Annotated in this window: 21 protein-coding genes and 2 riboswitches; of the genes, 11 read left to right on the forward strand and 10 right to left on the reverse strand. The window is 69.9% G+C overall.

The genetic code is table 11. The features are described 5' to 3' along the window. Window positions 1-2 precede the first annotated feature (2 nt). Window positions 3-782, reverse strand: coding sequence for an AraC family transcriptional regulator (locus AC57B8_RS28505; protein ID WP_062474418.1), 780 nt, complete (start codon window positions 780-782; stop codon window positions 3-5). Between the two features lie 108 nt (window positions 783-890). Between AC57B8_RS28505 and AC57B8_RS28510 the strand changes: the two genes are divergently transcribed. The 6 genes from AC57B8_RS28510 to gcvP all read left to right on the forward strand — a co-directional run bounded on the left by AC57B8_RS28510 (window position 891) and on the right by gcvP (window position 8,310). Further along, window positions 891-2,081 carry an MFS transporter gene (locus AC57B8_RS28510; RefSeq protein WP_487847267.1) on the forward strand — a complete coding sequence of 397 codons (1,191 nt, stop codon included), beginning with the start codon at window positions 891-893 and terminating at the stop codon, window positions 2,079-2,081. 243 nt (window positions 2,082-2,324) lie between these two features. Then, window positions 2,325-2,807: a L,D-transpeptidase Cds6 family protein gene (locus AC57B8_RS28515; RefSeq protein WP_496481442.1), complete on the forward strand. Its 483-nt coding sequence runs from the start codon at window positions 2,325-2,327 to the stop codon at window positions 2,805-2,807. Between the two features lie 96 nt (window positions 2,808-2,903). Next, window positions 2,904-3,440 (forward strand): hypothetical protein, encoded by a 537-nt coding sequence (locus AC57B8_RS28520; RefSeq protein ID WP_496481443.1) that lies wholly within the window; start codon window positions 2,904-2,906, stop codon window positions 3,438-3,440. Between the two features lie 31 nt (window positions 3,441-3,471). Next, window positions 3,472-3,562, forward strand: a riboswitch (glycine riboswitch). 12 nt (window positions 3,563-3,574) lie between these two features. Next, window positions 3,575-3,679, forward strand: a riboswitch (glycine riboswitch). A 47-nt stretch (window positions 3,680-3,726) separates the two neighbouring features. After that, window positions 3,727-4,899: a glycine cleavage system aminomethyltransferase GcvT gene (gene gcvT / locus AC57B8_RS28525; protein ID WP_492726009.1), complete on the forward strand. Its 1,173-nt coding sequence runs from the start codon at window positions 3,727-3,729 to the stop codon at window positions 4,897-4,899. 71 nt (window positions 4,900-4,970) lie between these two features. Next, window positions 4,971-5,342 carry a glycine cleavage system protein GcvH gene (gcvH, locus tag AC57B8_RS28530; protein WP_062474411.1) on the forward strand — a complete coding sequence of 124 codons (372 nt, stop codon included), beginning with the start codon at window positions 4,971-4,973 and terminating at the stop codon, window positions 5,340-5,342. Window positions 5,343-5,400: 58 nt separating this feature from the next. Continuing rightward, entirely contained in the window at window positions 5,401-8,310 is a 2,910-nt protein-coding gene (gcvP, locus tag AC57B8_RS28535) for an aminomethyl-transferring glycine dehydrogenase (RefSeq protein ID WP_354346471.1), read from the forward strand. 31 nt (window positions 8,311-8,341) lie between these two features. Here the strand turns inward: gcvP and AC57B8_RS28540 are convergent, their stop codons facing one another. The 3 genes from AC57B8_RS28540 to AC57B8_RS28550 form a co-directional block, all read right to left on the reverse strand. Further along, the gene (locus AC57B8_RS28540; RefSeq protein WP_496481444.1) at window positions 8,342-8,590 is read right to left on the reverse strand and encodes a hypothetical protein; all 249 of its coding nucleotides are present in this window, start codon (window positions 8,588-8,590) and stop codon (window positions 8,342-8,344) included. Between the two features lie 108 nt (window positions 8,591-8,698). Further along, window positions 8,699-9,610 (reverse strand): DUF3014 domain-containing protein, encoded by a 912-nt coding sequence (locus AC57B8_RS28545; protein WP_492695562.1) that lies wholly within the window; start codon window positions 9,608-9,610, stop codon window positions 8,699-8,701. A 142-nt stretch (window positions 9,611-9,752) separates the two neighbouring features. Next, a complete protein-coding gene (locus tag AC57B8_RS28550; RefSeq protein ID WP_496481445.1) occupies window positions 9,753-10,871 on the reverse strand; it encodes a DUF2855 family protein in 1,119 nt (372 codons plus the stop codon). A gap of 50 nt (window positions 10,872-10,921) precedes the next feature. On the opposite strand from AC57B8_RS28550, the gene AC57B8_RS28555 reads away from it, so the two are divergent. Next, complete coding sequence (locus tag AC57B8_RS28555) at window positions 10,922-11,542, forward strand: TetR/AcrR family transcriptional regulator (RefSeq protein ID WP_496481446.1); 621 nt, start codon at window positions 10,922-10,924, stop codon at window positions 11,540-11,542. Here AC57B8_RS28555 and AC57B8_RS28560 read toward each other — a convergent pair. The 4 genes from AC57B8_RS28560 to AC57B8_RS28575 all read right to left on the reverse strand — a co-directional run bounded on the left by AC57B8_RS28560 (window position 11,517) and on the right by AC57B8_RS28575 (window position 15,779). Further along, window positions 11,517-12,194: an alpha/beta hydrolase gene (locus AC57B8_RS28560; protein WP_496481447.1), complete on the reverse strand. Its 678-nt coding sequence runs from the start codon at window positions 12,192-12,194 to the stop codon at window positions 11,517-11,519. The two genes, AC57B8_RS28555 and AC57B8_RS28560, sit on opposite strands and share 26 nt — an antisense overlap. Before the next feature lie 43 nt (window positions 12,195-12,237). Continuing rightward, window positions 12,238-13,278 (reverse strand): NAD(P)H-dependent flavin oxidoreductase, encoded by a 1,041-nt coding sequence (locus AC57B8_RS28565; protein ID WP_496481448.1) that lies wholly within the window; start codon window positions 13,276-13,278, stop codon window positions 12,238-12,240. Window positions 13,279-13,404: 126 nt separating this feature from the next. After that, window positions 13,405-14,706, reverse strand: coding sequence for a UDP-N-acetylglucosamine 1-carboxyvinyltransferase (locus tag AC57B8_RS28570; RefSeq protein WP_495263756.1), 1,302 nt, complete (start codon window positions 14,704-14,706; stop codon window positions 13,405-13,407). A 155-nt stretch (window positions 14,707-14,861) separates the two neighbouring features. Further along, window positions 14,862-15,779 (reverse strand): protein NO VEIN domain-containing protein, encoded by a 918-nt coding sequence (locus AC57B8_RS28575; protein WP_070059389.1) that lies wholly within the window; start codon window positions 15,777-15,779, stop codon window positions 14,862-14,864. A gap of 111 nt (window positions 15,780-15,890) precedes the next feature. Between AC57B8_RS28575 and AC57B8_RS28580 the strand changes: the two genes are divergently transcribed. Further along, entirely contained in the window at window positions 15,891-16,610 is a 720-nt protein-coding gene (locus AC57B8_RS28580; RefSeq protein ID WP_496481449.1) for a hypothetical protein, read from the forward strand. 11 nt (window positions 16,611-16,621) lie between these two features. On the opposite strand, the gene AC57B8_RS28585 is transcribed toward AC57B8_RS28580, so the two are convergent. Next, window positions 16,622-16,939, reverse strand: a complete 318-nt coding sequence (locus tag AC57B8_RS28585; RefSeq protein ID WP_496481450.1) for a hemagglutinin — start codon at window positions 16,937-16,939, stop codon at window positions 16,622-16,624. 109 nt (window positions 16,940-17,048) lie between these two features. On the opposite strand from AC57B8_RS28585, the gene AC57B8_RS28590 reads away from it, so the two are divergent. Continuing rightward, entirely contained in the window at window positions 17,049-17,270 is a 222-nt protein-coding gene (locus tag AC57B8_RS28590) for a DUF7661 family protein (protein ID WP_143599026.1), read from the forward strand. 11 nt (window positions 17,271-17,281) lie between these two features. Here AC57B8_RS28590 and AC57B8_RS28595 read toward each other — a convergent pair whose 3' ends face one another. Beyond that, window positions 17,282-17,551 carry a hypothetical protein gene (locus AC57B8_RS28595; protein ID WP_496481451.1) on the reverse strand — a complete coding sequence of 90 codons (270 nt, stop codon included), beginning with the start codon at window positions 17,549-17,551 and terminating at the stop codon, window positions 17,282-17,284. 107 nt (window positions 17,552-17,658) lie between these two features. Here AC57B8_RS28595 and AC57B8_RS28600 point away from each other — a divergent pair, with 107 nt between their 5' ends. Then, window positions 17,659-19,755, forward strand: coding sequence for a S8 family serine peptidase (locus tag AC57B8_RS28600; protein ID WP_496481452.1), 2,097 nt, complete (start codon window positions 17,659-17,661; stop codon window positions 19,753-19,755). Window positions 19,756-19,844: 89 nt separating this feature from the next. After that, window positions 19,845-20,096 (forward strand): cell division protein FtsQ/DivIB, encoded by a 252-nt coding sequence (locus AC57B8_RS28605; RefSeq protein ID WP_070095020.1) that lies wholly within the window; start codon window positions 19,845-19,847, stop codon window positions 20,094-20,096. Window positions 20,097-20,170: the final 74 nt, after the last annotated feature.

A 20,170-nucleotide genomic window follows, 5' to 3' on the forward strand; every position in this document is an offset into this window, starting at 1 on the left:
CCTCAGGCCGGCGGGTGCAGGTACTGGCTCGGCGGCACGCCGAGCGTGCGGCGGAACATCGCGGTGAAGGCGCTCGGGCTCTCGTAGCCGTGCGCCAGCGCCACCTCCAGGATCGACGCGCCCGCGGCCAGCCGCGGCAGGCTCAGCAGCAGCCGCGCCTGGCGGCACCACGCGCCGAAGGTCATGCCGGTCTCGCGTTCGAACAACCGGGCCAGCGTGCGCGCGTTCATGTGCAGCCGCGCGGCCCAGCCGTCGAGCGTGGCGGGCTGCGCGGGGTCGCGGATCAACGCCTCGCACAGCGCGGCCAGGCGTGCGTGGCGCGGCATCGGCACATGCAGCGACAGCGCGGGCGCGGCCTCGATCTCGTCGAGGATCAGTTCCATCACGCGCTCGTCGCGCCCGCCCGGCGGGTAGTCCAGCGGCAGCGACACGGCCGCCACGATCAGCTCGCGCAACAGCGCACCCACATGGATCACGCGGCACTCGGCGCCCAGGTCGGCGCGCGTGCCGGGCTCGACGAAGACGGTGCGCATCTTCACCTCGCCCGCCATGCGGATCTGGTGCGTCATGCCCGGCGGCACCCAGACGCCGCGCCCCGGCGGCACCACCCAGCTGCCGGCCGCCGCGCCGACCATCATCACGCCCGAGATCGCGTGGATGAGCTGCCCGCGCCGGTGCGCATGCGGCGGAATGAAGGCGTCGCCCGCCGGATCGGTGGCCAGCACGGCCACGGCGCGCGGGGTCGATTCGCCCTCGTCGGGGCGCAGATTCAGTTTGTCCATTTCACGACGATGTTTGCACATTCGTAGCGAGAACATCTTTCCGTGTCTTCCTACGATGGCTTTTCCTCCCTTTTTCTCAAACCGGACATCGAAGAAAGAAGCCATCGCATGAACACGCGCCGACTCGGGCTGCTCACCGGCACCCATGCCGTCAACGACCTCTACCAGGGCCTCGTGCCCGCGCTGCTGCCCTTCATGGTGCTGGAGCGCGGCTACAGCTACACGGCCGTGAGCGGCCTGATGCTGGCGGCCACCGGGCTGTCGAGCGTGGTGCAGCCGCTGTTCGGCCTGTACGCCGACCGCCACCCGCGTGCCTGGCTGGTGCCCGTAGGCTTCCTGGTGGCGGCGCTGGGCGTGGTGCTGGCGGGCCTGAGCCAGAGCTACCTGCTGACCTGGATCGCGGTCGCGCTGTGCGGGCTGGGCATCGCGGCCTACCACCCGCCCGCCACCGTGGCCGCGCGCGCGGCCGGCGGCGCCTCGCAGAAGGCGATGAGCGTGTTCTCGGTGGGCGGCACCATCGGCGCCTCGTTCGCACCCGTGCTGGCGGCCACGGTGGTCGGCGGCGGCAGCCTCTCGCGCAGCTATCTGCTGGGCATTCCTGCGGTGGCGATGGGCGTGGTGTGGGTCGCGGCCAACGCGCGGCGCAGCGCGGCCGCCCAGCACGCGGCCACGGCGGCGCGGGCCGCGCAGGCCCGCGCCCAGGTGCTCAAACCGCACAACGACTGGCGCGCCTTCAGCCTGCTGGTGGCGACCATCGTGGGCTGGTCGATCCCGTACGTCACGGTGCTGTCGATGCTCTCGCTGCGCATCACGCGCGACCTGCACGGCAGCACCTTCCAGGGCGCCGCGGCACTCACCGCCTTCACCGCCGCAGGGGCCGTGGGCACGCTGGCCGGCGGCTGGCTCGGCGACCGCATCGGGCGCATGGGCACGATCCGCTGCGGCTACCTGCTTGCGCTGCCGGCCATGGCGGGCCTCGTGCTCTCCTCCACGCCCGGCGCGGCGCTGGCCTGCACCGCGTGGCTCGGCATGAGCATGTTCCTGCCCTTCGCCGCGCAGGTGACGCTCGCGCAGGACTACCTGCCGCGCAACCCGGCCACGGCCAGCGGCATCACGCTCGGCCTCGCGCTCTCGGTCGGCGGGCTGGTGTCGCCGCTGTTCGGCCTGCTGTCGGATGCACGCGGGCTCGGCGTGACGCTCACGGTGGTGTTGTGCGTGCTGTGCGTCGCGACCGTGCTGGCCTTGCGGCTGCGCAATCGGACGGTGCAGGTGATGGCGGGCGAGGCTGCGGCGGCCTGAGCTCTGCCCCGCGCACCCGGTGCACAGGGCACTGGGTGCTTCCCGCAGCGAAATCAAGGAGGAGCCGAAGGCGGGGGACATTCGCGGAGGGAAGCACCCGGTGTCCTGTGCACGCGCCCTGAACCACGGACCACTGAAATCCGTGGGCGATTCAACGCCGCACGCGCTCTCTTTCACTGCCAGAATCGACGCAAGCTTCGACGTCGAGCCTGACAGACAAGAAGAAGGAAAGAGAAGGACGCCATGCACCGAATCGTCGCCCAGGGCAGCAGCCTTGTCGCTGCCGGCTTGCTGGCCACCGCCGGTATCGCGGCCACGCCGGCCGCCGCGCCCGTTGCAGCCGTTGCAGCCGTTGCACCAGCAGCCGCCCCCGCCAATCCCGTCACCCACCTCGCCGAAGTGGAAAGCGCCGTGCGCGCCTGGGCCGCCGCCTGGTCCGCGCGCGACGTCGAGCGCTACCTCGCCGCCTACGCGAGCGACTTCACCCCCGCGCGCGGCCAGACCCGCGAGCGCTGGGAGGCCGACCGGCGCGCCCGCATCACGGGCAAGTCGCGCATCAGCGTGGGCATCGAGGGGCTGGTGATCAGCGTCCAGGGCACCTCGGCCAGCGCGCAGTTCCGGCAGGTCTACAGCGCCGACGCGCTCACCGAGACCGACCGCAAGACCCTCGAGCTGCAGCGCGTGGGCACGCGCTGGCTGATCCGCAAGGAGAGCGCGGGCAACTGACGCGCACCGCCTTGTCCCTGTAAGGCAAATGGTTCACGAAGATGTCACCACTTGCAACGATGCTGCAGCCTTCGACCTCCGAAAGCTGTGGCCGCCATGTTCCCCACCAAGACCGAGAAGGCACGCGACGAACTCCAGGCCGGGCAGCGCACGCTCAGCCAGCGTGAGCGCGCCCTGCTGCTCATGGCCGACGGCCGGCGCTCGCTGACCGACTTCAGCCCGCTGTTCCCCAGCCGCGTCGAGGCCGAGCAGGCGATCCAGGGGCTGATGCAGCGCGGCTACCTGCAGGTCGCGCGCCCGGTCGCGCCACCGCCCGCACCGGCCCCCACGCCCGTCACCGCCGCCGAGCCGATCCAGGTCGCCACCTCGGCCGACAGCTTCGACGGCAAGCGCTCGCTGGCCACCACGCGCATGTTCCTGTTCGACATCTGCGAACGCATGTTCGTGCGCCGCGACCCGCGCTTCGCCAACCAGATGCGCGACGCCCTGCGCGAGGCCCGCGACCGCGAGGCCATGCTGACCATCGCCGCGCTGATGCTCTCCGAGATCGAGAAGGCCGCCGGCCCCGAGCGCGCCGACTCGCTGCGCGAGCGCATCGACAAGCTGCTGCCGCCGGCGGAAACCGTGCACTGAGCCACCAGCCCCGGCCCCGCGATCCACTACACTCGCCGGGTCAGGAGAGAGCCCCGCGCGACGGGGCCGCCGAAGGCGCAGGGGTTCCCCGAACGCTCAGGCAAAAGGACTGACAAGACGCCGGCAACCACCGGCGTTTCCTTGCTGGAGAGAGGCCGTGGCATTGCATGCGGCCCACCGAAGGAGCAAACCCCGATCGTGGGGCGAATCTCTCAGGTAAAGCGGACAGCAGGGGTGGCCCGTGGCGTTGCAGCCATGGATTTCGACTGCCCCTTTGGAGTGCCCCGTGGCCGCTTCTTCCGCTTCCGACGCCCAACTTCTCAAGACCCCGCTGTACGACCTGCACGTGGAGCTCGGCGCCCGCATGGTGCCCTTCGCCGGCTATTCCATGCCCGTGCAGTACCCCGCCGGCCTCATGGCCGAGCACAAGCACACGCGCGACGCAGCCGGCCTGTTCGACATCTCGCACATGGGCCAGCTGCGCCTGGTCGGCCCCGATGCCGCCGCCGCCTTCGAAACCCTGATGCCCGTCGACGTGGTCGACCTGCCCGCCGGCAAGCAGCGCTACGGCCTGCTGCTGAACGACGAGGGCGGCATCCTCGACGACCTGATGTTCTTCAACGAAGGCAACGGTTCGCTCTTCGTGATCGTGAACGGCGCCTGCAAGGTGGCCGACATCGCCCACATCCAGGCCAGGATCGGCGCGCGCTGCCAGGTGCAACCCCTGCCCGACCACGCCCTGCTCGCGCTGCAAGGCCCGCAGGCCGCGGCCACGCTGGCGCGCCTGTCGCCCGGCATCGAGCGCTTCGTGTTCATGACCGGCGGCGCGGTGCAGATCGGCGGCATCGCCGCCTTCGTCACCCGCAGCGGCTACACCGGCGAAGACGGCTTCGAGATCTCGGTGGCCGGCAAAGACGCCGACGCCCTCGCCCGCCTGCTGCTCGCGCAGCCCGAAGTGAAGCCCGTCGGCCTGGGCGCGCGCAACTCGCTGCGGCTCGAAGCCGGCCTGTGCCTGTACGGCAACGACATCGACACCACCACCACCCCGGTCGAAGCCTCGCTGAACTGGGCGATCCAGAAGGTGCGCCGCGCGGGCGGCGCGCGCGAAGGCGGCTTTCCGGGCGCGGCCAAGGTGCTGGCCCAGCTCGCCGCCGTCGCCTCGGGCGCGGCCGGCCACACCGACCACAAGACGCTCACGCGCAAGCGCGTCGGCCTCGTGGCACTCGAACGCATTCCGGTGCGCGACGGCACGCTGCTGCAGTCGCTCGAAGGGCACGACATCGGCGCCGTCACCAGCGGCCTGCTCGGCCCCACGGCCGACCGCTGCGTGGCCATGGGCTACGTGGCCGCCGCCTTCGCCGAGCCCGGCACGCGCGTGCAGGCCATCGTGCGCGGCAAGCCGGTGCCGATGGAAGTCTCGACCATGCCTTTCGTGCCGACGCGCTACTACCGCGGCTGACCGACACTGAACCCCGCAGACCCGGCTAGGCTCTGCACCCCGATTCCATTTTTTCCACGAGGAGTTTTTTCATGAGCATCAAATACACCAAGGACCACGAATGGGTGGCGGCCGAAGGCGGCGCCGCCACCGTCGGCATCACCGTGCATGCGCAGGACGCGCTGGGCGACGTGGTGTTCGTCGACCTGCCTGAAGTGGGCAAGACCTTCGCGCAGGGCGAGGTCGCCGGTGTGGTCGAGTCGGTGAAGGCCGCCGCCGATGTGTTCATGCCCGTGTCGGGCGAGATCACCGAAGTGAACGAAGCGCTGCGCGCCGACCCGTCGCTGGCCAACAGCGACCCGCTGGCCGCCGGCTGGTTCTTCAAGGTCAAGCTGAGCGAGCCCGCGCAGCTCGACGCCCTGCTCGACGCCGCCAGCTACGACAAGTTCGCCGCCGAATCCTGATCCGCTGAACAGCAGCTTCCTCGCACCTTCGTTCCTTCTCCCCCGAGCCTTCACCGCCATGCCGATTCCCGCCCTTCCCTCTTTGCAAGAACTAGAGAACGCCGAAGAATTCCTCGCCCGCCACATCGGCATCGATGCAGCGGACGAGGCGCGCATGCTGCCGGTGATCGGCTCGGAAACGCGCGCGGAGCTCATCGACGGCATCGTGCCCGCGGCCATCCGCCGCGCCCGGCCGATGCGCCTGCCCGCGCCCGTCACCGAGGCCGACGCGCTGGCCGAACTGAAGACGCTGGCGTCGAAGAACAAGGTGTTCAAGAGCTTCATCGGCCAGGGCTATTACGGCACGCACACGCCGGGCGTGATCCTGCGCAACATCCTGGAGAACCCCGCCTGGTACACCGCCTACACGCCCTACCAGGCCGAGATCTCGCAGGGCCGCATGGAAGCCCTGCTCAACTTCCAGACGATGGTGTGCGACCTCACGGGCATGGCCATCGCCAACGCCTCGATGCTCGACGAGGCCACGGCCGCGGCCGAAGCCATGACGCTCGCCAAGCGCAGCGTGAAGAGCAAGAGCAACGTCTTCCTCGTGTCGGGCGACTGCCACCCGCAGACCATCGAAGTCATCAAGACCCGCGCCGCGCCGCTGGGCATCGAAGTCAAGGTGAGCACGGTGTCCGAAACGCTGCCGCACCTGATGGTGAGCGGCGAGTTCTTCGGCGTGCTCGCACAGTACCCCGCCACCACCGGCCACGTGCACGACCTGCGCCCGCTCGCGGGCCACGCGCACCAGTGCGATGCCGCCTTCATCGTCGCGGCCGACCTGCTGGCGCTCACATTGCTGGTCGCCCCCGGCGAGTTCGATGCCGACATCGTCTGCGGCACCACGCAGCGCTTGGGCATGCCGCTGTGCAACGGCGGCCCGCACGCTGCCTACCTGGCCTGCCGCGATTCGTTCAAGCGCTCGCTGCCCGGCCGCCTCGTCGGCGTGAGCGTCGACACGCACGGCCAGCCCGCCTACCGCCTCGCGCTGCAGACGCGCGAGCAGCACATCCGCCGCGAGAAGGCCACGTCGAACATCTGCACCGCGCAGGTGCTGCCGGCCGTGGTCGCCAGCATGTACGCCGTGTACCACGGCCCCGACGGCCTCACGCGCATCGCGCAGCGCGTGGCCGTGCTCACCGCCATCCTCGCCAAGGGCCTGTCGCAGATGGGCCGCGAGCCGGTGAACACCACCGCCTTCGACTCGCTGACGATCCGCACCGGCGACGACACGGCCGCGATCATCGAGCGCGCGCAAGCCGGCGGCGTCAACCTGCGCCAGCGCCTGCAGCAGCACCTGGGCATTTCGCTGGACGAGACCACCACGCGCGCCGACATCGAAACCCTGTGGGCCCTGTTCGTGCCCGCCGGCACTGCGATGCCGCGCTTCGACGAGCTGGCCGCCAACACCACGCCGCTGATTCCCGAGGACCTGCGCCGCACCAGCGCCTTTCTCACGCACCCGGTGTTCAACACCCACAAGAGCGAAACCGCGATGCTGCGCTACATCCGCAGCCTGTCGGACAAGGACCTGGCGCTCGACCGCAGCATGATCCCGCTGGGCAGTTGCACCATGAAGCTCAACGCGACAAGCGAGATGATCCCCATCACCTGGCCCGAGTTCGCCAACATCCACCCCTTCGCGCCCGCCGACCAGCTGCAGGGCTACGCCCAGCTCGACGCGCAGCTGCGCGCCTGGCTGTGCGAAGCGACCGGCTACGCGGGCATCAGCCTGCAGCCCAACGCGGGCTCGCAGGGCGAGTACGCGGGCCTGCTGGCCATCAAGTCCTTCCATGAAGCCAAGGGCCAGGGCCACCGCAACATCTGCCTGATTCCCTCGTCGGCGCACGGCACCAACCCGGCCAGCGCCCAGATGGTGGGCCTGCAGGTGGTGGTGACGGCCTGCGACGCGCAAGGCAACGTCGACATGGACGACCTGAAGCGCGCCTGCGAAAAGCACAGCGCCCACCTGGCCGCCGTGATGATCACCTACCCCAGCACGCACGGTGTGTTCGAAACCCGCGTGAAGGAACTGTGCGAGCTCGTGCATGAGCACGGCGGCCGCGTGTACGTCGACGGCGCCAACATGAACGCGCTGGTCGGCGTGGCCGCGCCAGGCGAATTCGGCGGCGACGTGAGCCACCTGAACCTGCACAAGACCTTCTGCATTCCGCACGGCGGTGGCGGCCCGGGCGTCGGTCCGGTCTGCGTGGTCGAAGACCTCGTGCCCTACCTGCCGGGCCACGCCACGGCCGGCGTGCCCTCGAACGGCGTGGGCGCCGTGTCGGCGGCGCCGCTGGGCAACGCGGCCGTGCTGCCGATCAGCTGGATGTACTGCCGCATGATGGGCGCCAAGGGCCTACAGGCCGCGACCGAGACGGCCATCCTCAGCGCCAACTACATCAGCGCGCGCCTGAAGGACCACTACCCTACGCTGTACGCGAGCCCCAACGGCCACGTCGCGCACGAGTGCATCCTCGACCTGCGCCCGCTCAAGGACACCAGCGGCGTGACCGCCGAAGACGTGGCCAAGCGCCTCATCGACTACGGCTTCCACGCGCCCACGCTGAGCTTCCCCGTGCCCGGCACGCTGATGGTGGAGCCCACCGAAAGCGAACCGCTGGCCGAGCTCGACCGTTTCGTCGACGCGATGATCGCCATCCGCGGCGAGATCCGCCGCGTGGAAGAAGGCGTCTGGTCGAAGGACGACAACCCGCTCAAGCATGCGCCGCACACCGCCGCCAGCCTGCTCGGCACGGAGTGGAGCCACCCGTACTCGCGCGAACTCGGCGCGTTCCCGCTGGCCGAACTCAAGCAGGCCAAGTACTGGCCGCCGATCGGGCGCGTCGACAACGTCTACGGCGACCGCAACCTGTTCTGCAGCTGCGTGCCGGTGGGCGAGTACCAGGAAACCGAAGAGGCCTGACGAAGGCGAGGCGGCGCAAGCCGCCCGCCGTTCAGCCTTCGCGGCGGTACATCGCCCACTTCACGGTGAGCAGGTCCGCGGCGATCTTCGCGGCGTTCACGCCCGCGTAGATTTCGGACGGATCGAACGCGAACGCCGCCTGGTAGCGCTTGATGTGCGCGTAGTCCCGATCGAAGGTCATCGGGCCCATGAGTTCGGTCGGGTCGGTGCCGGCGGGAAGCGCCAGGAATTTCCCGGGGTCGGTGGTGCTCTGGTAAAGATCGACGCTCATCAGGTTCATGGCTTGCCCTCGAAGTCGTAGGCGCAAATCATCTCGACCCTTCGCGCCGCATGCAATCGGCCCGCGCCTACAGGGCGTGCAGGCGGGGCGCTGTCAGTGCATCGCGCCTCAGGGCTGCTTCTTCTTCGCGATCTCGCCGGTGGCGATCTGCGCGCGCAGCCCGCGCAGGCTGGCCTTCATCTTGCGCTCGTTCTCGGGCCCCATGCGCACCAGGATCTTCTGGCCGGCCGAGAGCGATTCGAGCTTCGGGTCGGCGTATTCGTAGCGCACCCAGGGCCGCTGCGAGGGAATGTCGCCCTTCACCTCGACCAGCTTCACCTGCACCGGTCCCGTGGGCTCGGGCGCTTGCAGCAGGTGGTCGATCACGGCGATGAAGCGGTCGTTGAAATAGCGGCCCGGATAGCCCAGCTCTTCGTACGCCTGCTGGAACAGCGGGTACAGCCGCGCATACACCGCCGCCGCCTTGGCCGGATCGACCGCCCCGGCCAGCATCACGATGCCGTTGTAGCGCGCGGCGTTGTTCGCCGCGATGGTCTGCACGCCGCCCTGCTGCGGCCCCTCGGTGATGAAGCGCTGCGGCGCGGGCTGCACCGGCCACTTGCTGGCGGGTGCCTGCTCGCGCGGCAGGTTGTCGACGGTGGCGACGAAGCGCCGCACTACGCCGTCGGACTGCAGGTAGGCCGCCACGGCCTTGCCGCCCAGCAGCTCGGTGAGCGCCTTCATCACGCGCGCATCGGAACTGGCCAGTGCGGGCAACGCGGCATCGGGCGGGGCCAGCGCCTCGACCGGGTTCTGCGGGCCCTTCGGCTCTTCGGCCTTGGGCGGCTCGGGGGGCGCGTCGTTCGGGGCGACGGCCACGGGCGCGGTCGGCAGCGGCGCCAGTTGCTGCTGCTGGTACCAGCGCCAGCCGAAATAAGCCGCCACCAGCACGACCAGCGCCAAGCCGACGATGGTGCCCATCGGCGCTTCCTTGCGGGGTCGGAATTCGGGGGTGTCGCGGGGGGAGTCGGCGTCGGACATGGGCGGTTTCCTTTTGCGGGATGGCAGTGGGGAGACGAAAGGCAATGGTGCACCAGGATGGCCTGCACGGCCCGCACGATCGCCACGTTCTCGTAACCCCCTGTGACGCCCCACCCGCGCCGAAGTTCAGTTGCTCAGCCCGTCACGCGCCGCCAATGCGCACCACATGCGCCTCGCGCGGATCGACGCGGCCCGCGTGCAGGTCGGCGATCACGGCCTGCGCATGCGCGAAGCCGCGGCCCTGCGCCAGCGTCATCCAGCGGTTGCCCGGGGGGCTCAGCTCGGCGATGAAGCGGCCCTGCGCGTCGTTGAAGCGGCGGTTGACCTCCTGCGGGCCCCAGTCGGCATTGCGCTTGCGGATCTGCACGGGCGCGAAGTAGAGCTTCGGCGTGGGGCCGGGCAGCGCGCTGGTGTCGCCGAGGAATTCGGTCTTCTGCGCCGAGCCCGCATAGCAGTCGTACACCAGCGATTCGCCGAAGTGGTGGTGCACGGTGGCGCGCAGGTCGTCGTGGCCCGCGAAGTCGACGTACAGCGTGGGCACGTCGGCCGCGAGCGTGGCGATCTCGCCGTAGGCCACCGTGCGGTCGTAGCAGCCCAGCGCCTCGACAAAGGCGCGGTTGCCTTCGGAGGTGGCGGCGATCAGCTGCAGGCCTTCGCGGCGGCCGAGGCAGAAGGCCGTGCCGAACGCCGTCTTACTCGACGCGCTCGACACCACCACCTGCGTCGCGCCGAAGAAGGCGTTGTCTTCGAGAAAGTCGCCCAGCATGAACGAGGTGATGAACAGCGGACGCACCAGCATCTGGTAGTCCTCCAGCGCGGCGACGTAGCCCGCGTCGTGGCTGCAGCGCATGTACTGGTTGTAGGCCGACACCAGTTCGCTGCGGTGCGCCGCGCCGTCGTAGAAGCCGCGCGGCGTCACGCGCACCGGCTGCATGCGCAGGTGGCTCGCAATGGGGAAATAGCCGTAGAAGCGCTCGCCCACCGCCACGCCTTCGACGTTCGACGCCACCACGTCGGCAAAGCCCCAGACCGGCATGTGGCCCCAGTCGGCGTCGCCGGTGGGAAAGAACTGCCAGTACTTCATCACCGCATCGCCGAAGGCCGCGTAGGTGATGTTGTTGGTGGTGAGCGAGAAGCGCTCGATCTGCATCAGCACCTCGCCCGGCTGCAAACTGCCGGCGTCTTCCGAGGTGACGATGCGGGTGGTTCCGAGTGCGTTCTTGCGCGTTTCGAGGCGGGTTAAAGTGAATGCGTTGTTCATTCGCAAACTGTAGGACGGCCCGCTTCGCCGCGGGTTCGGAAACCCGGTCCATGCCCGCCGCACCCCGCTCCAAGCCCCTGAAACGCCCCACGCAGGCGCGCGGCAAGTTCACCGTGCAGGCCATCTACGACGCCTTTGTTCGGATTTGGCGCGCGCAGGGCTGGGAAGGCGTGACCACGCGCGCCGTGGCGCTCGAAACCGGCATCGCCGTCGGCACCTTCTACGACTACTTTCCCGACAAGGAAGCCCTGCTCTCGGGCTATGTGCGCCACTGCGTCGAGGCGCTGCTCGCGCGGCTCGACCAAGACGTGATCGCGCCTTCAGGCATCGACTGGCGCGAACGCACGCAGCGCCTCGTGCGCCTCACCTGCGACACGCGCACCGACGGCTTGCCCGCCTTCGACCACGAGATGCTGATGCTCGAACACCGCGTGGCCGAGCCCAAGCACCACCGGCGCGTGTACGACGAACTGCTCGCGCGCTGGACGCAGGCCTTCGCCGCCTGCCGCGACCTGCAGCCGCCGCCCTCGCCCGCCACCGTGCAGGCGCTGCTGACCGCGGCCTGGGGCGGGCGCCGCTACCGGCTGCTGGTGCAGCCCGACGACGCGACGGGTGACGCCTGGGTCGCCGAAATGGAGGCGATGGTCATGGCGCGGCTGTTGGCGCGCTGAGCGCCTGCAGCCACGCCAGCGTGCCCTGCAGCTCGGCGGGGCGGATCTCGTGCGCGCCCGGGAAGTCCGAGCCCGACAGCGCCAGCGGCAGCCCGCGCGCCAGCTCGCGCGTGGCCTGCGCGGCGCTCGGCGGAATCACGTTGTCGGCGCTGCCGTGGCTCACCCACAGCGCCTTGCCCGCGAAGGCCTCGGGCGACGCGATGTGCGGCACCACCTCGGGCAGCAGCCGGCTGTGCCACACCAGCGCGGCGCGCAGCTTCTCGGGCTGCGTGAGCAGCAGCGACAGCGACATGATCCCGCCCTGGCTGAAGCCGCCGACCACCACGCGCTCGGGCGGAATGCCCAGCTGCTGCGACGCCGACGTGACCATCTCGCCGATGAGAAAGCGGCTTTCGCGCTCCTGTTCTTCGTCGATGCGGCGCCCGCCGTCGGCCAGCACCTGGAACTCGAACCACGCGTAGGAACCGGGCGACAGCACATACGGCGCGCGCAGGCTCAGCACGTGGAACTGCGGCGGCATCATGCGCGCCAGGCCGAACAGGTCCTGCTCGTTGCTGCCCACGCCGTGCATCAGCACGAGCAGCCAGGGTTCAGGGCCGCCCGAGGGTGCGGGGTGGTGCAGGAACTGCAGGGGCAGATGGAGCGATGTCATGGGGCGGAAGGGTTTCGAAAAAATGACGGACGAATGGCGCGGCTCAGCGAAAGCCCTTGGCCAGCGCCCGCGTGACCTCGGCCGAGGACACCTCGCGGCAGCCGGTGGCGTTCTGCCCCGACCACAGCGGAGAGAAGTCGCCACTGCCCTGCGCCTCGGCCTTGGCGCGCAGCGGCGCGATGCCCGAGGTGGCGAGCGGAAATTCCGGCGCCGGGCCGATGGGGCCCAGCTCGCGCATCACGCGGTTGACGATGCCGCGCGCGGGTCGGCCGGTGAACAGGTTGGTGAGCGCCGTGTGGCGCGCGGCCTCGCTCTTCAGCGCCGCGCGGTGCAGCGCGCTGGTCATGGCCTCGGGCGTCAGCAAGTAGGCCGTGCCGACCTGCACGCCGGCGGCGCCCAGCGCCATGGCCGCGGCCACGCCGTCGGCATCCGCGATGCCGCCGGCTGCGATCACCGGCACCTTCAATGCGTGCACCAGCTGCGGCAGCAGCGCGAAGGTGCCGAGCTGCTTCGTCAGGTCGTGCGACAGGAAATGGCCGCGGTGCCCGCCGGCCTCCAGCCCCTGCGCGATGACCGCGTCGACGCCCTTCGCCTCGAGCCACAGCGCTTCGTCGACGGTGGTGGCCGAAACCAGCACCTTCGCGCCCCAGCCGCGCACCTTGGCCAGCAGCGGCTCGGGCGGCAGCCCGAAATGGAAGCTCACCACCGGCGGCTTGAACTCGGCCAGCAGGTCGGCCACCTCGGCGCTGAAGGGGTTGCGCCCGGGGCCGGTCGGGATGCCCGCGGGGTCGATGCCGAACTCGGCGTAGTACGGCCCCAGCGCGGCACGCCAGGCGGCCTCGCGTGCCTCATCCGGCGTGGGCGGGGTGTGGGCGAAGAAATTGACGTTGAAGGGCTTGCCGGTGCCCGCACGGATTGCCGCGAGTTCGCGGCGCATCGCGTCGGGCCCGAGCATCGCGCCTGGCAGCGACCCCAGGCCGCCTTCGTTGCACACCGCGATCGCCATCGCACTGCCCTGCGCGCCGGCCATCGGCGCCTGGATCAAGGGAAGTTCGGTGCCGAGGATCTGTTGCAACGTCGTCATTCGGGGTGCGCTCCTGTGTCCGTGTGTCGAATGCACGGCATTGTCCGGCCAAGCCGTTGAGCGCGGCGCCCGCGGGGTCATCGGGCAGCGGGACAGGTCAGCAGCAGCGCGCAGCCTGCCGCAGGCTCACTCCTCGCTGGTCCACTCCACCTGCACGCCCAGGCTGCGCAGGTTTTCCACGAAGCGCGGATGCGCGCGCCGGATCGGCGTGGCGTTGCGGATCTCGGACTTGCCCTCAATGCTCGCGGCCACCATGAACAGCGCGATCGCCACGCGGATGATGTAGGGGCTCTCGACCACCGCCGGCGTGAGCGCGTGGCCACCGAAGGTGATGAGCCGGTGCGGGTCGGACGAGAACACGTGCGCGCCGAACTTCGACAGCTCGCCGGTCCAGCCCAATGCGCCGTCGTACACCTTGTTCCAGAACATCGCATTGCCCTGCGCACGCACGCCCAGCGCAATGAAGATCGGCAGCAGGTCGACCGGGAAGTACGGCCACGGCGCGGCCTCCACCTTGGTGAGCACGTTGCTGGTGAACGGTGTCTGCACCTTCAGCGGGCCGCTGCGGATGGCGCGCGACCAGCCGTCGGCATGCTCGATCTGCACGCCGAACTTGGCAAAGGTGCGGTCGATGAGCGGAAAGTTGCCCGGCGCGCTGTTGCGCACCACGACATCGCCGCCCGTGATCGCGCCCAGCGCCAGGAAGGTGGTGATCTCGTGGAAGTCTTCATCGAAGCGGAACTCGCCGCCACCCAGCGCGCCCCCGCCATGCACCGTGAGCCGCGAGGTGCCCATGCCTTCGATGCGCACGCCGATCATGGCCATGAAGCGGCAGAACTCCTGCACGTGCGGCTCCGAGGCCGCGTTGGTGAGCGTCGAGGTGCCGTCCGCGGCGGCCGCGCACAGCACGAAGTTCTCGGTGGTCGTCACCGAGGCGTAGTCCAGCCAGTGGTCGGTGGGCGTGAGCCGGCCGGGCGCATACACCAGCAGCGAGCCCTCGGTGCGCTCCACCTGGCCGCCGAAGCGCTGGAACACCTCGACGTGCGGATCGATCTCGCGCACGCCCAGCGTGCAGCCCTTGACGTTGTCCTCCAGCCGCGCCACGCCGAAGCGCGCCAGCAGCGGCGGCACCAGCATGATCGACGAGCGCATTTCCTCAGGCAGGCGGTGGAGCGCCGCATCGAAGGTGGTGGCGCGGTGGTGCAGCTCGAGCGTGCCGCTCTCGTGGTCCATGCGGACCTCGCTGCCCAGCGTGCGGAAGATGTCGAGGATCTTGCGCACGTCGGTGATGTCGGGCACCCCGTGCAGCCGTAGCGGCTCGCCGGTGAGCAAGGTGGCGCACAGCACCGGCAGCACCGCGTTCTTGTTGGCGGAGGGAATGATGCGGCCGCGAAGGGGCGTACCGCCGTGCACGATGAGGTTGGACATGAAAGGGGGCGAACAGAGGGGCGAAGGCACGAACTGTTCGCGCCGGACGGCGGAACTTTACCGTTGGAAACGACGGGTTTCCGGGGGCTCAGTTGTAAGAATTTGGAAACGCCCGCGGCGCACTGGTGCAGCCGCGGCGTGGCCTGGGAGGCCCGTCAGGCCTTGCGCTGGAAGCCCGGCGCCTGGTCCACTTCGGTCGGCTTGTAGATCTTGTGCGCCGCCGTCGCGCTGCCCGCGTCGGCCACCACCAGCAGGCGCCACAGCGGCTCGCGCACGGCGCACATGCTTTCGTCGGGCGTGAGCGCGAAGGTCGGCAGCGCCGGGGCGGTGCCCTTCACGACCACCTTGAGCAGCATCGCGCCCTTGGCGTTCGACACCTCGATGTCGTAGCCCAGCGCCTTGCTGGTGACGTCTTCCGCGTTGTAGCCGTAGCCCTTGAAATGGCCCATGACATAGGCCATGGCGGCGGCCTGCACGGCGTCCGTCGTGGTCGGGCCGGCCGGGGCCGCGTCGGCGTCGTCGGCCGCCGGCACGCCGCCACGGGCCTTGGCGGCCGTGATGTCGGCCTCGGTCGGCACCCAGCCGCGCGCACCGCGCACCAGCACGGCGAGCTGCTGCTCGGGTTCCCAGCTCGCGACGTGCCATTCGGCGTCGTCGCGCACGCGGGTCGATACCTTGGCGCTCTTGTTGCTCTCGAGCTCGGCAATGGCCACGCGGTTGGTCTGCAGCACGGCGCGGAAGCCCTGGCCGGCGTCGAAGGTGCGCTTGAGCAGGGCCAGGCGGTCCTTGGCGCGCTGCGCCTGCTGGGCGCTGCGCACGCCGCCGCCGGGGCGGCGCTGGGCGTCGAGCGATTCCAGGTAGAACCAGCGGCCACCGGCCGCCACGCTCACGTACTCGCCCCAGATGGTGGCGATGACGTTGTCGCCGGTGGCGAGCCAGGCGTGCTCGAACGGCTTGTCGCGTGCGTCGAACACCCCCATCTTGGCGACGATTTCGACCGGCGTGAGGCGCGGTCCGGAGAGCCGCATCTCATCGATGGCGGCGAGCACGGAGGGGTCGACTTCCTTGTCCATTCAGCGGAATTCTGGCGAGTTGGGAGGGGGTGGGAGTATGCCGCATCGGCCGTCGCTCCCCGGTGCCCGGCGCCGCGCCGCGTGTACCCTCCGTGCCTTGAAAGCCCCCGCATGCACGACCTGCTGACCTCCTACTTCTGGCACGGCGACACGCTGCGCAGCCGCAGCGTGAGCGGCATCGTGCATGCGGCCCAGCTCGACGTGCCCGAGCCCCCGGCGCGCCTCGTGGCCGACTGGCAGCGGGAGATCGCCACGAACGTGCCGCTCGAACCCGGCGATGTCGAGCCCATGCCGCTGGCCCGCGCACGCACGCGCTGGCCCGACTACGCGCAGTGCGTGCAGGCGATGTCCGGCTGGCTCGGCACGCTGGGCCTGCCCGCGTCGCTGCTGCCGGCCAGCGACGTCGCCCTGATGGCCTGCCGCGGCGCCCGCTACCACCACGACGGCGCGCAGTACGGCGGCGCGGCCTTCTGCAACCTGTTCCTCAGCGAAGACAAGGGCCTGGACGTGCATTTCCCCGTCACGGGCCATCGCATTCCGCTCACCCGGGGCACGGCCCTGCTGTTCGACACCGGCCAGCCCCACGCCGTGGTGCCACGCGGCAGCGACCACGGCTTCGACGCGGCCGACTTCCCGTCTTCGCTCGATCGCACGCAGCTGTTTCTGACCTGGGAACTGTCGATCGAAGACGCGCAGGTGGCGCGCCTGCTCGGCATCGGCTTCGATGTCGATCCGGTCACCGCGTCGCAGCTCGATGAAGAACAGGTCCGGGTGAACAGCGAACCGGCGCAGGTCTGCGCGAGCTCTGGCCGCTGGCGCAGCGGCACGTAGCGAACGAACGATCAATCGCCCTGGCGGTAGTGAGTCCCCGGCCGTGCCGCCGAATCGATGATGTCCCGCCACGACTTTCCCGCGCTGCGCAGTTGCTCGATCGACGGGCCCAGCGTGTTGCCGTAGCGGCTGTGCGACCTGGCTTCGAGGGCCTGCAGCTCGTGCGAGGGCGTCAGCGCGCGGTAATGCAGCTTGAGATCGTCCCGCTGCGCGAAGATCCAGCGCGCCACCTGTTCTTCATTCACACCATCGGCCAGCATCCGCGCAGCGGCAGGCCCCAGCTCGGCCACGGCCGCTTCGTAGGTCTTGCGTACGTTGGGGTCTGCCATGCGGACTCTGGAGTGGATGTGACGGGCGATTCGGCCCATTGTGCATACGACGAGGGCGCTACAGTGGCTGTCCCCTCATCTCTTTTCATGCATGCCCGGAGCCCCGACGATGCGCCACCTCTTCAACGTGTTCGGCCGCACCCTGCGCGTCGAAATGACCGATGCCCGCTGGCGCAGCCACTGGGTCGGTGCCGACGGAAAACTGGGCCTCGCCCAGCTCGCGATTCCGCCGGACGTGGCGCCGGCCGACCTGGCGCAGTACCTCTACGACATCTACCACGAGAACGCGACGCCGACGAACGGCGATGTCTTCGAGATCGGCGCGAAGTGAGCCCGGCGTTGCTATCGCTGCGCGGCCTTCGATGACGCGCGCAACATCAGCCAGGCCACGCCACCAAACGCCAACACAAAGACAAGCAGCGGCAACACCTCCCTGGCCCTGAATCCCTCGCTCGCGAGGTTGCCAAGCAAGGTCCACGGCACCAGCGGAAACGCGAGCAGCACCACCACCGCAGGCACATGCGCGTGCGGCGGAAAGAGAACCAGCGCCAGGCCCGTCGACACCAGGCTCGCCACCAGGTACGCGAACAGAAGCTTGAACACCACTTTCATGCGGCGATTCTGACCGCCTCCTTGCCCAAGCCGGGGTGACAGATGACACGGCAATCTGCTACACCTCGCGGTACCCACCCGTCCCCCTGCGCAAGGAGATCCGACCGATGGCCCCAGCCAAGAAGCGCGTCGCCGCGAAGAAGCCCTCGCCCGCTGATACGAAAGTCCCCAGGATGCCGCACGGGGTGCTGACGCCGGCGCTGTCGTCCGGCAGCGTGCGGCTCCACGTGACCGGGCAGATCAAGCTGCTCAACAGCTGGGTCGACCTCCCACCGGAGATGGCCGCCGCGATGGTGGCGCAGTCGGCCCACGCCGACGCGCCCGCCGCGGGCCACCTGCCGGGCGAAGCCTCCCCTGCCCTCACCGCCGCGCTCGCCGGCACGGCCGACGCGCTGTGCACGCGGCTCTCGCCGGTGTCGACCTTCGGGCTCGCGCAATTGCAGCGCCTGCCGATGGACGTCGAGACCTCGATGGACCCGCGCCTCCAACTGGCGGTGATGAACCGCCGCGCGGGCAAGCAGAGCATGCCCATCTCGTCCGCCGACGGCGACTCGGTGCCGGTGGTGGCGCGCGTCACCAGCCATGCCGAGTGGGCCGACATTCCCGACGTCGATGCGGGTTCCGACATCGGCACCGCCGACGACGGCACGGTGCTCGTCACGGGCCGCATTCCGCTGGGCAAGGCCGAGGCCATCCGCCAGCATCCGGCCGTACTCAGCATGAAGGCTTCGCAGCCCGTGCTGCCGGCGCTGAACAACACCATCGCCTCGATGGGCGTGCAGGCCGACAACCCCGCGCTCGCCGGCACGGCGGGCGGCGCCGGCGTGGTGATCGGCGTGGTCGATTCGGGCGGCGACTTCGCGCACCAGAACTTCGTCAAGGCCAACGGCAAGACGCGCCTGCTGGCCCTGTGGCAGCAAGGCGCGCCGGCCAAGGCGAACAGTCCCTACGGCTACGGCCGGCTCTTCGAGGCGGCGGACATCGACAAGGCGCTGAAGAAGGCCGACCCGTACAAGGCGCTGGGCTACGACCCCGGTGCGGGCATGCCGGGCAGCCCGGGTTCGCACGGCACGCATGTGATGGACATCGCCGGCGGCAACGGCCGGGGGTCGCTGCAACCCGGCGTGGCACCGAAGGCCGACCTGATCTTCGTCGAGATGTCGGCCCGCGACATCGCCTGGACCGGCCACAACGCCGTGTTCAGCTCCTTCGGCGATTCGGTGCAGATGCTCGAAGCGGTGAAGTTCATCTTCGACCGCGCCGGCGACAGGCCCTGCGTCGTCAACCTGAGCCTGGGCACCAACGGCGGCCCGCACGACGGCACCTCGCTGGTCGAACAGGGCTTCGACGCGCTGGTGTCGCAAAAGCCCAACCGCGCGATCGTGCTGGCGGCCGGCAATTCGCAGGAAGACAACACGCACACGGCGGGCACGGTGCCCGGCAACGGGCACCTGGACGTGTCGTGGACCCTGGTCAACGGCAAGGGCGGCGAGTTCGAGCTCTGGTACGGCGGCAGCCAGCGCCTGCGCGCCGAGCTGCTGGGCCCCGACGGCGAGGTGCTGGCGAGCGTCGCGCCGGGCGAGAACTTTCCGCTCGGCGCAGGCAACGGTGAGATCGCCGCGTTCCTCAGCAGCCGCATCACCGACCCGAACAACAAGGACAACGTGATCGGCATCTGGCTCGCACCCAACTGGCCCGACGGCGAGTTCAAGGTGCGGCTGCACGCCCTGGCCGCCGACGACGTACCGTTCCATGCGTGGCTCGAGCGCCTGGACAGCGGCCAGTCGTACTTCGGCCAGCCGGTGAAGTCGCACCTGCTGGGCTCGCTGTCGACAGGAAAACTGTCGATCGTGGTCGGTGCGTACGACGCCCGCAAGACAGGCGAGCCCGCCGCCAGCTTCTCGAGCGCGGGCCCGACGCGCGACGGCCGGCCCAAGCCCGAGGTCAGCGCCCCCGGCGTGCAGGTGAAGGCCGCGCAGTCGCGCACGAAGGACGGCATGGTGAAGAAGTCGGGCACCAGCATGGCGGCGCCGGCAGTGACGGGGCTGGTCGCGCTGATGCTGGCCAAGGCCCACAAAGCGGGAAAGAAGCTGGCCATCGCCGACATCCGCGCCAAACTGAAGGCGGGCGTCAAGCCCGGCGCGGGGCCGGCCGGCTGGGACCCGCAGCGCGGCGACGGCCGCGCCAGCAGCGGCGCGATCTGACGATCCAGCCATGACCCCCACGCCCGGTGCGGTTGTGCCGAACCCGAGCGGGGGGTGTAATCTGTGTTCCCGCCCCCATCTGCCCTCTCATGCCCATCGATTTGCGCTCGCTCAAGAAGCTCGACTTTTCGGCCGCCCCCGCGCCGGTGTCGGGCGAGCGCGTCGTCGTGCTGGTCAAGCTGTGCGAGGGCGCCGAGCGACCGGACTACATCGCCGCGCGCGCCGACATCTCGCCGGGCCTGTTCTCGGCCGAGATTCCGCTCGACAAGCTCCAGCAGCTCGAAGCCGACCCGGCCGTCGAGTCGGTCGAGCTGTCGCGCCGGCTGCCCAACATCTCCTGACACGCGACCCGCCCGGGTCGCTGCCTTCGCGCATGCCATGCCGGCAGGCGCCCGCATGCGCGTGCACCACAAAC

It is taken from the genome of Variovorax sp. BGA-UO-ETr-C22 (genome assembly GCF_059567965.1).

Excerpts from the sequence above, each read along its gene's own strand:
- AC57B8_RS28540 (WP_496481444.1), bottom strand. The coding sequence starts at position 8,590 with ATGAACCTGATGAGCGTCGATCTTTACCAGAGCACCACCGACCCCGGG.
- AC57B8_RS28555 (WP_496481446.1), top strand. The coding sequence starts at position 10,922 with ATGCCCGCCGCACCCCGCTCCAAGCCCCTGAAACGCCCCACGCAGGCG.
- AC57B8_RS28545 (WP_492695562.1), bottom strand. The coding sequence starts at position 9,610 with ATGTCCGACGCCGACTCCCCCCGCGACACCCCCGAATTCCGACCCCGC.
- AC57B8_RS28575 (WP_070059389.1), bottom strand. The coding sequence starts at position 15,779 with ATGGACAAGGAAGTCGACCCCTCCGTGCTCGCCGCCATCGATGAGATG.
- AC57B8_RS28605 (WP_070095020.1), top strand. The coding sequence starts at position 19,845 with ATGCCCATCGATTTGCGCTCGCTCAAGAAGCTCGACTTTTCGGCCGCC.
- AC57B8_RS28560 (WP_496481447.1), bottom strand. The coding sequence starts at position 12,194 with ATGACATCGCTCCATCTGCCCCTGCAGTTCCTGCACCACCCCGCACCC.
- AC57B8_RS28510 (WP_487847267.1), top strand. The coding sequence starts at position 891 with ATGAACACGCGCCGACTCGGGCTGCTCACCGGCACCCATGCCGTCAAC.
- AC57B8_RS28550 (WP_496481445.1), bottom strand. The coding sequence starts at position 10,871 with ATGAACAACGCATTCACTTTAACCCGCCTCGAAACGCGCAAGAACGCA.
- AC57B8_RS28505 (WP_062474418.1), bottom strand. The coding sequence starts at position 782 with ATGGACAAACTGAATCTGCGCCCCGACGAGGGCGAATCGACCCCGCGC.
- AC57B8_RS28565 (WP_496481448.1), bottom strand. The coding sequence starts at position 13,278 with ATGACGACGTTGCAACAGATCCTCGGCACCGAACTTCCCTTGATCCAG.
- gcvH (WP_062474411.1), top strand. The coding sequence starts at position 4,971 with ATGAGCATCAAATACACCAAGGACCACGAATGGGTGGCGGCCGAAGGC.
- AC57B8_RS28515 (WP_496481442.1), top strand. The coding sequence starts at position 2,325 with ATGCACCGAATCGTCGCCCAGGGCAGCAGCCTTGTCGCTGCCGGCTTG.
- AC57B8_RS28595 (WP_496481451.1), bottom strand. The coding sequence starts at position 17,551 with ATGAAAGTGGTGTTCAAGCTTCTGTTCGCGTACCTGGTGGCGAGCCTG.
- AC57B8_RS28580 (WP_496481449.1), top strand. The coding sequence starts at position 15,891 with ATGCACGACCTGCTGACCTCCTACTTCTGGCACGGCGACACGCTGCGC.
- gcvP (WP_354346471.1), top strand. The coding sequence starts at position 5,401 with ATGCCGATTCCCGCCCTTCCCTCTTTGCAAGAACTAGAGAACGCCGAA.
- AC57B8_RS28570 (WP_495263756.1), bottom strand. The coding sequence starts at position 14,706 with ATGTCCAACCTCATCGTGCACGGCGGTACGCCCCTTCGCGGCCGCATC.
- AC57B8_RS28590 (WP_143599026.1), top strand. The coding sequence starts at position 17,049 with ATGCGCCACCTCTTCAACGTGTTCGGCCGCACCCTGCGCGTCGAAATG.
- AC57B8_RS28520 (WP_496481443.1), top strand. The coding sequence starts at position 2,904 with ATGTTCCCCACCAAGACCGAGAAGGCACGCGACGAACTCCAGGCCGGG.
- AC57B8_RS28600 (WP_496481452.1), top strand. The coding sequence starts at position 17,659 with ATGGCCCCAGCCAAGAAGCGCGTCGCCGCGAAGAAGCCCTCGCCCGCT.
- AC57B8_RS28585 (WP_496481450.1), bottom strand. The coding sequence starts at position 16,939 with ATGGCAGACCCCAACGTACGCAAGACCTACGAAGCGGCCGTGGCCGAG.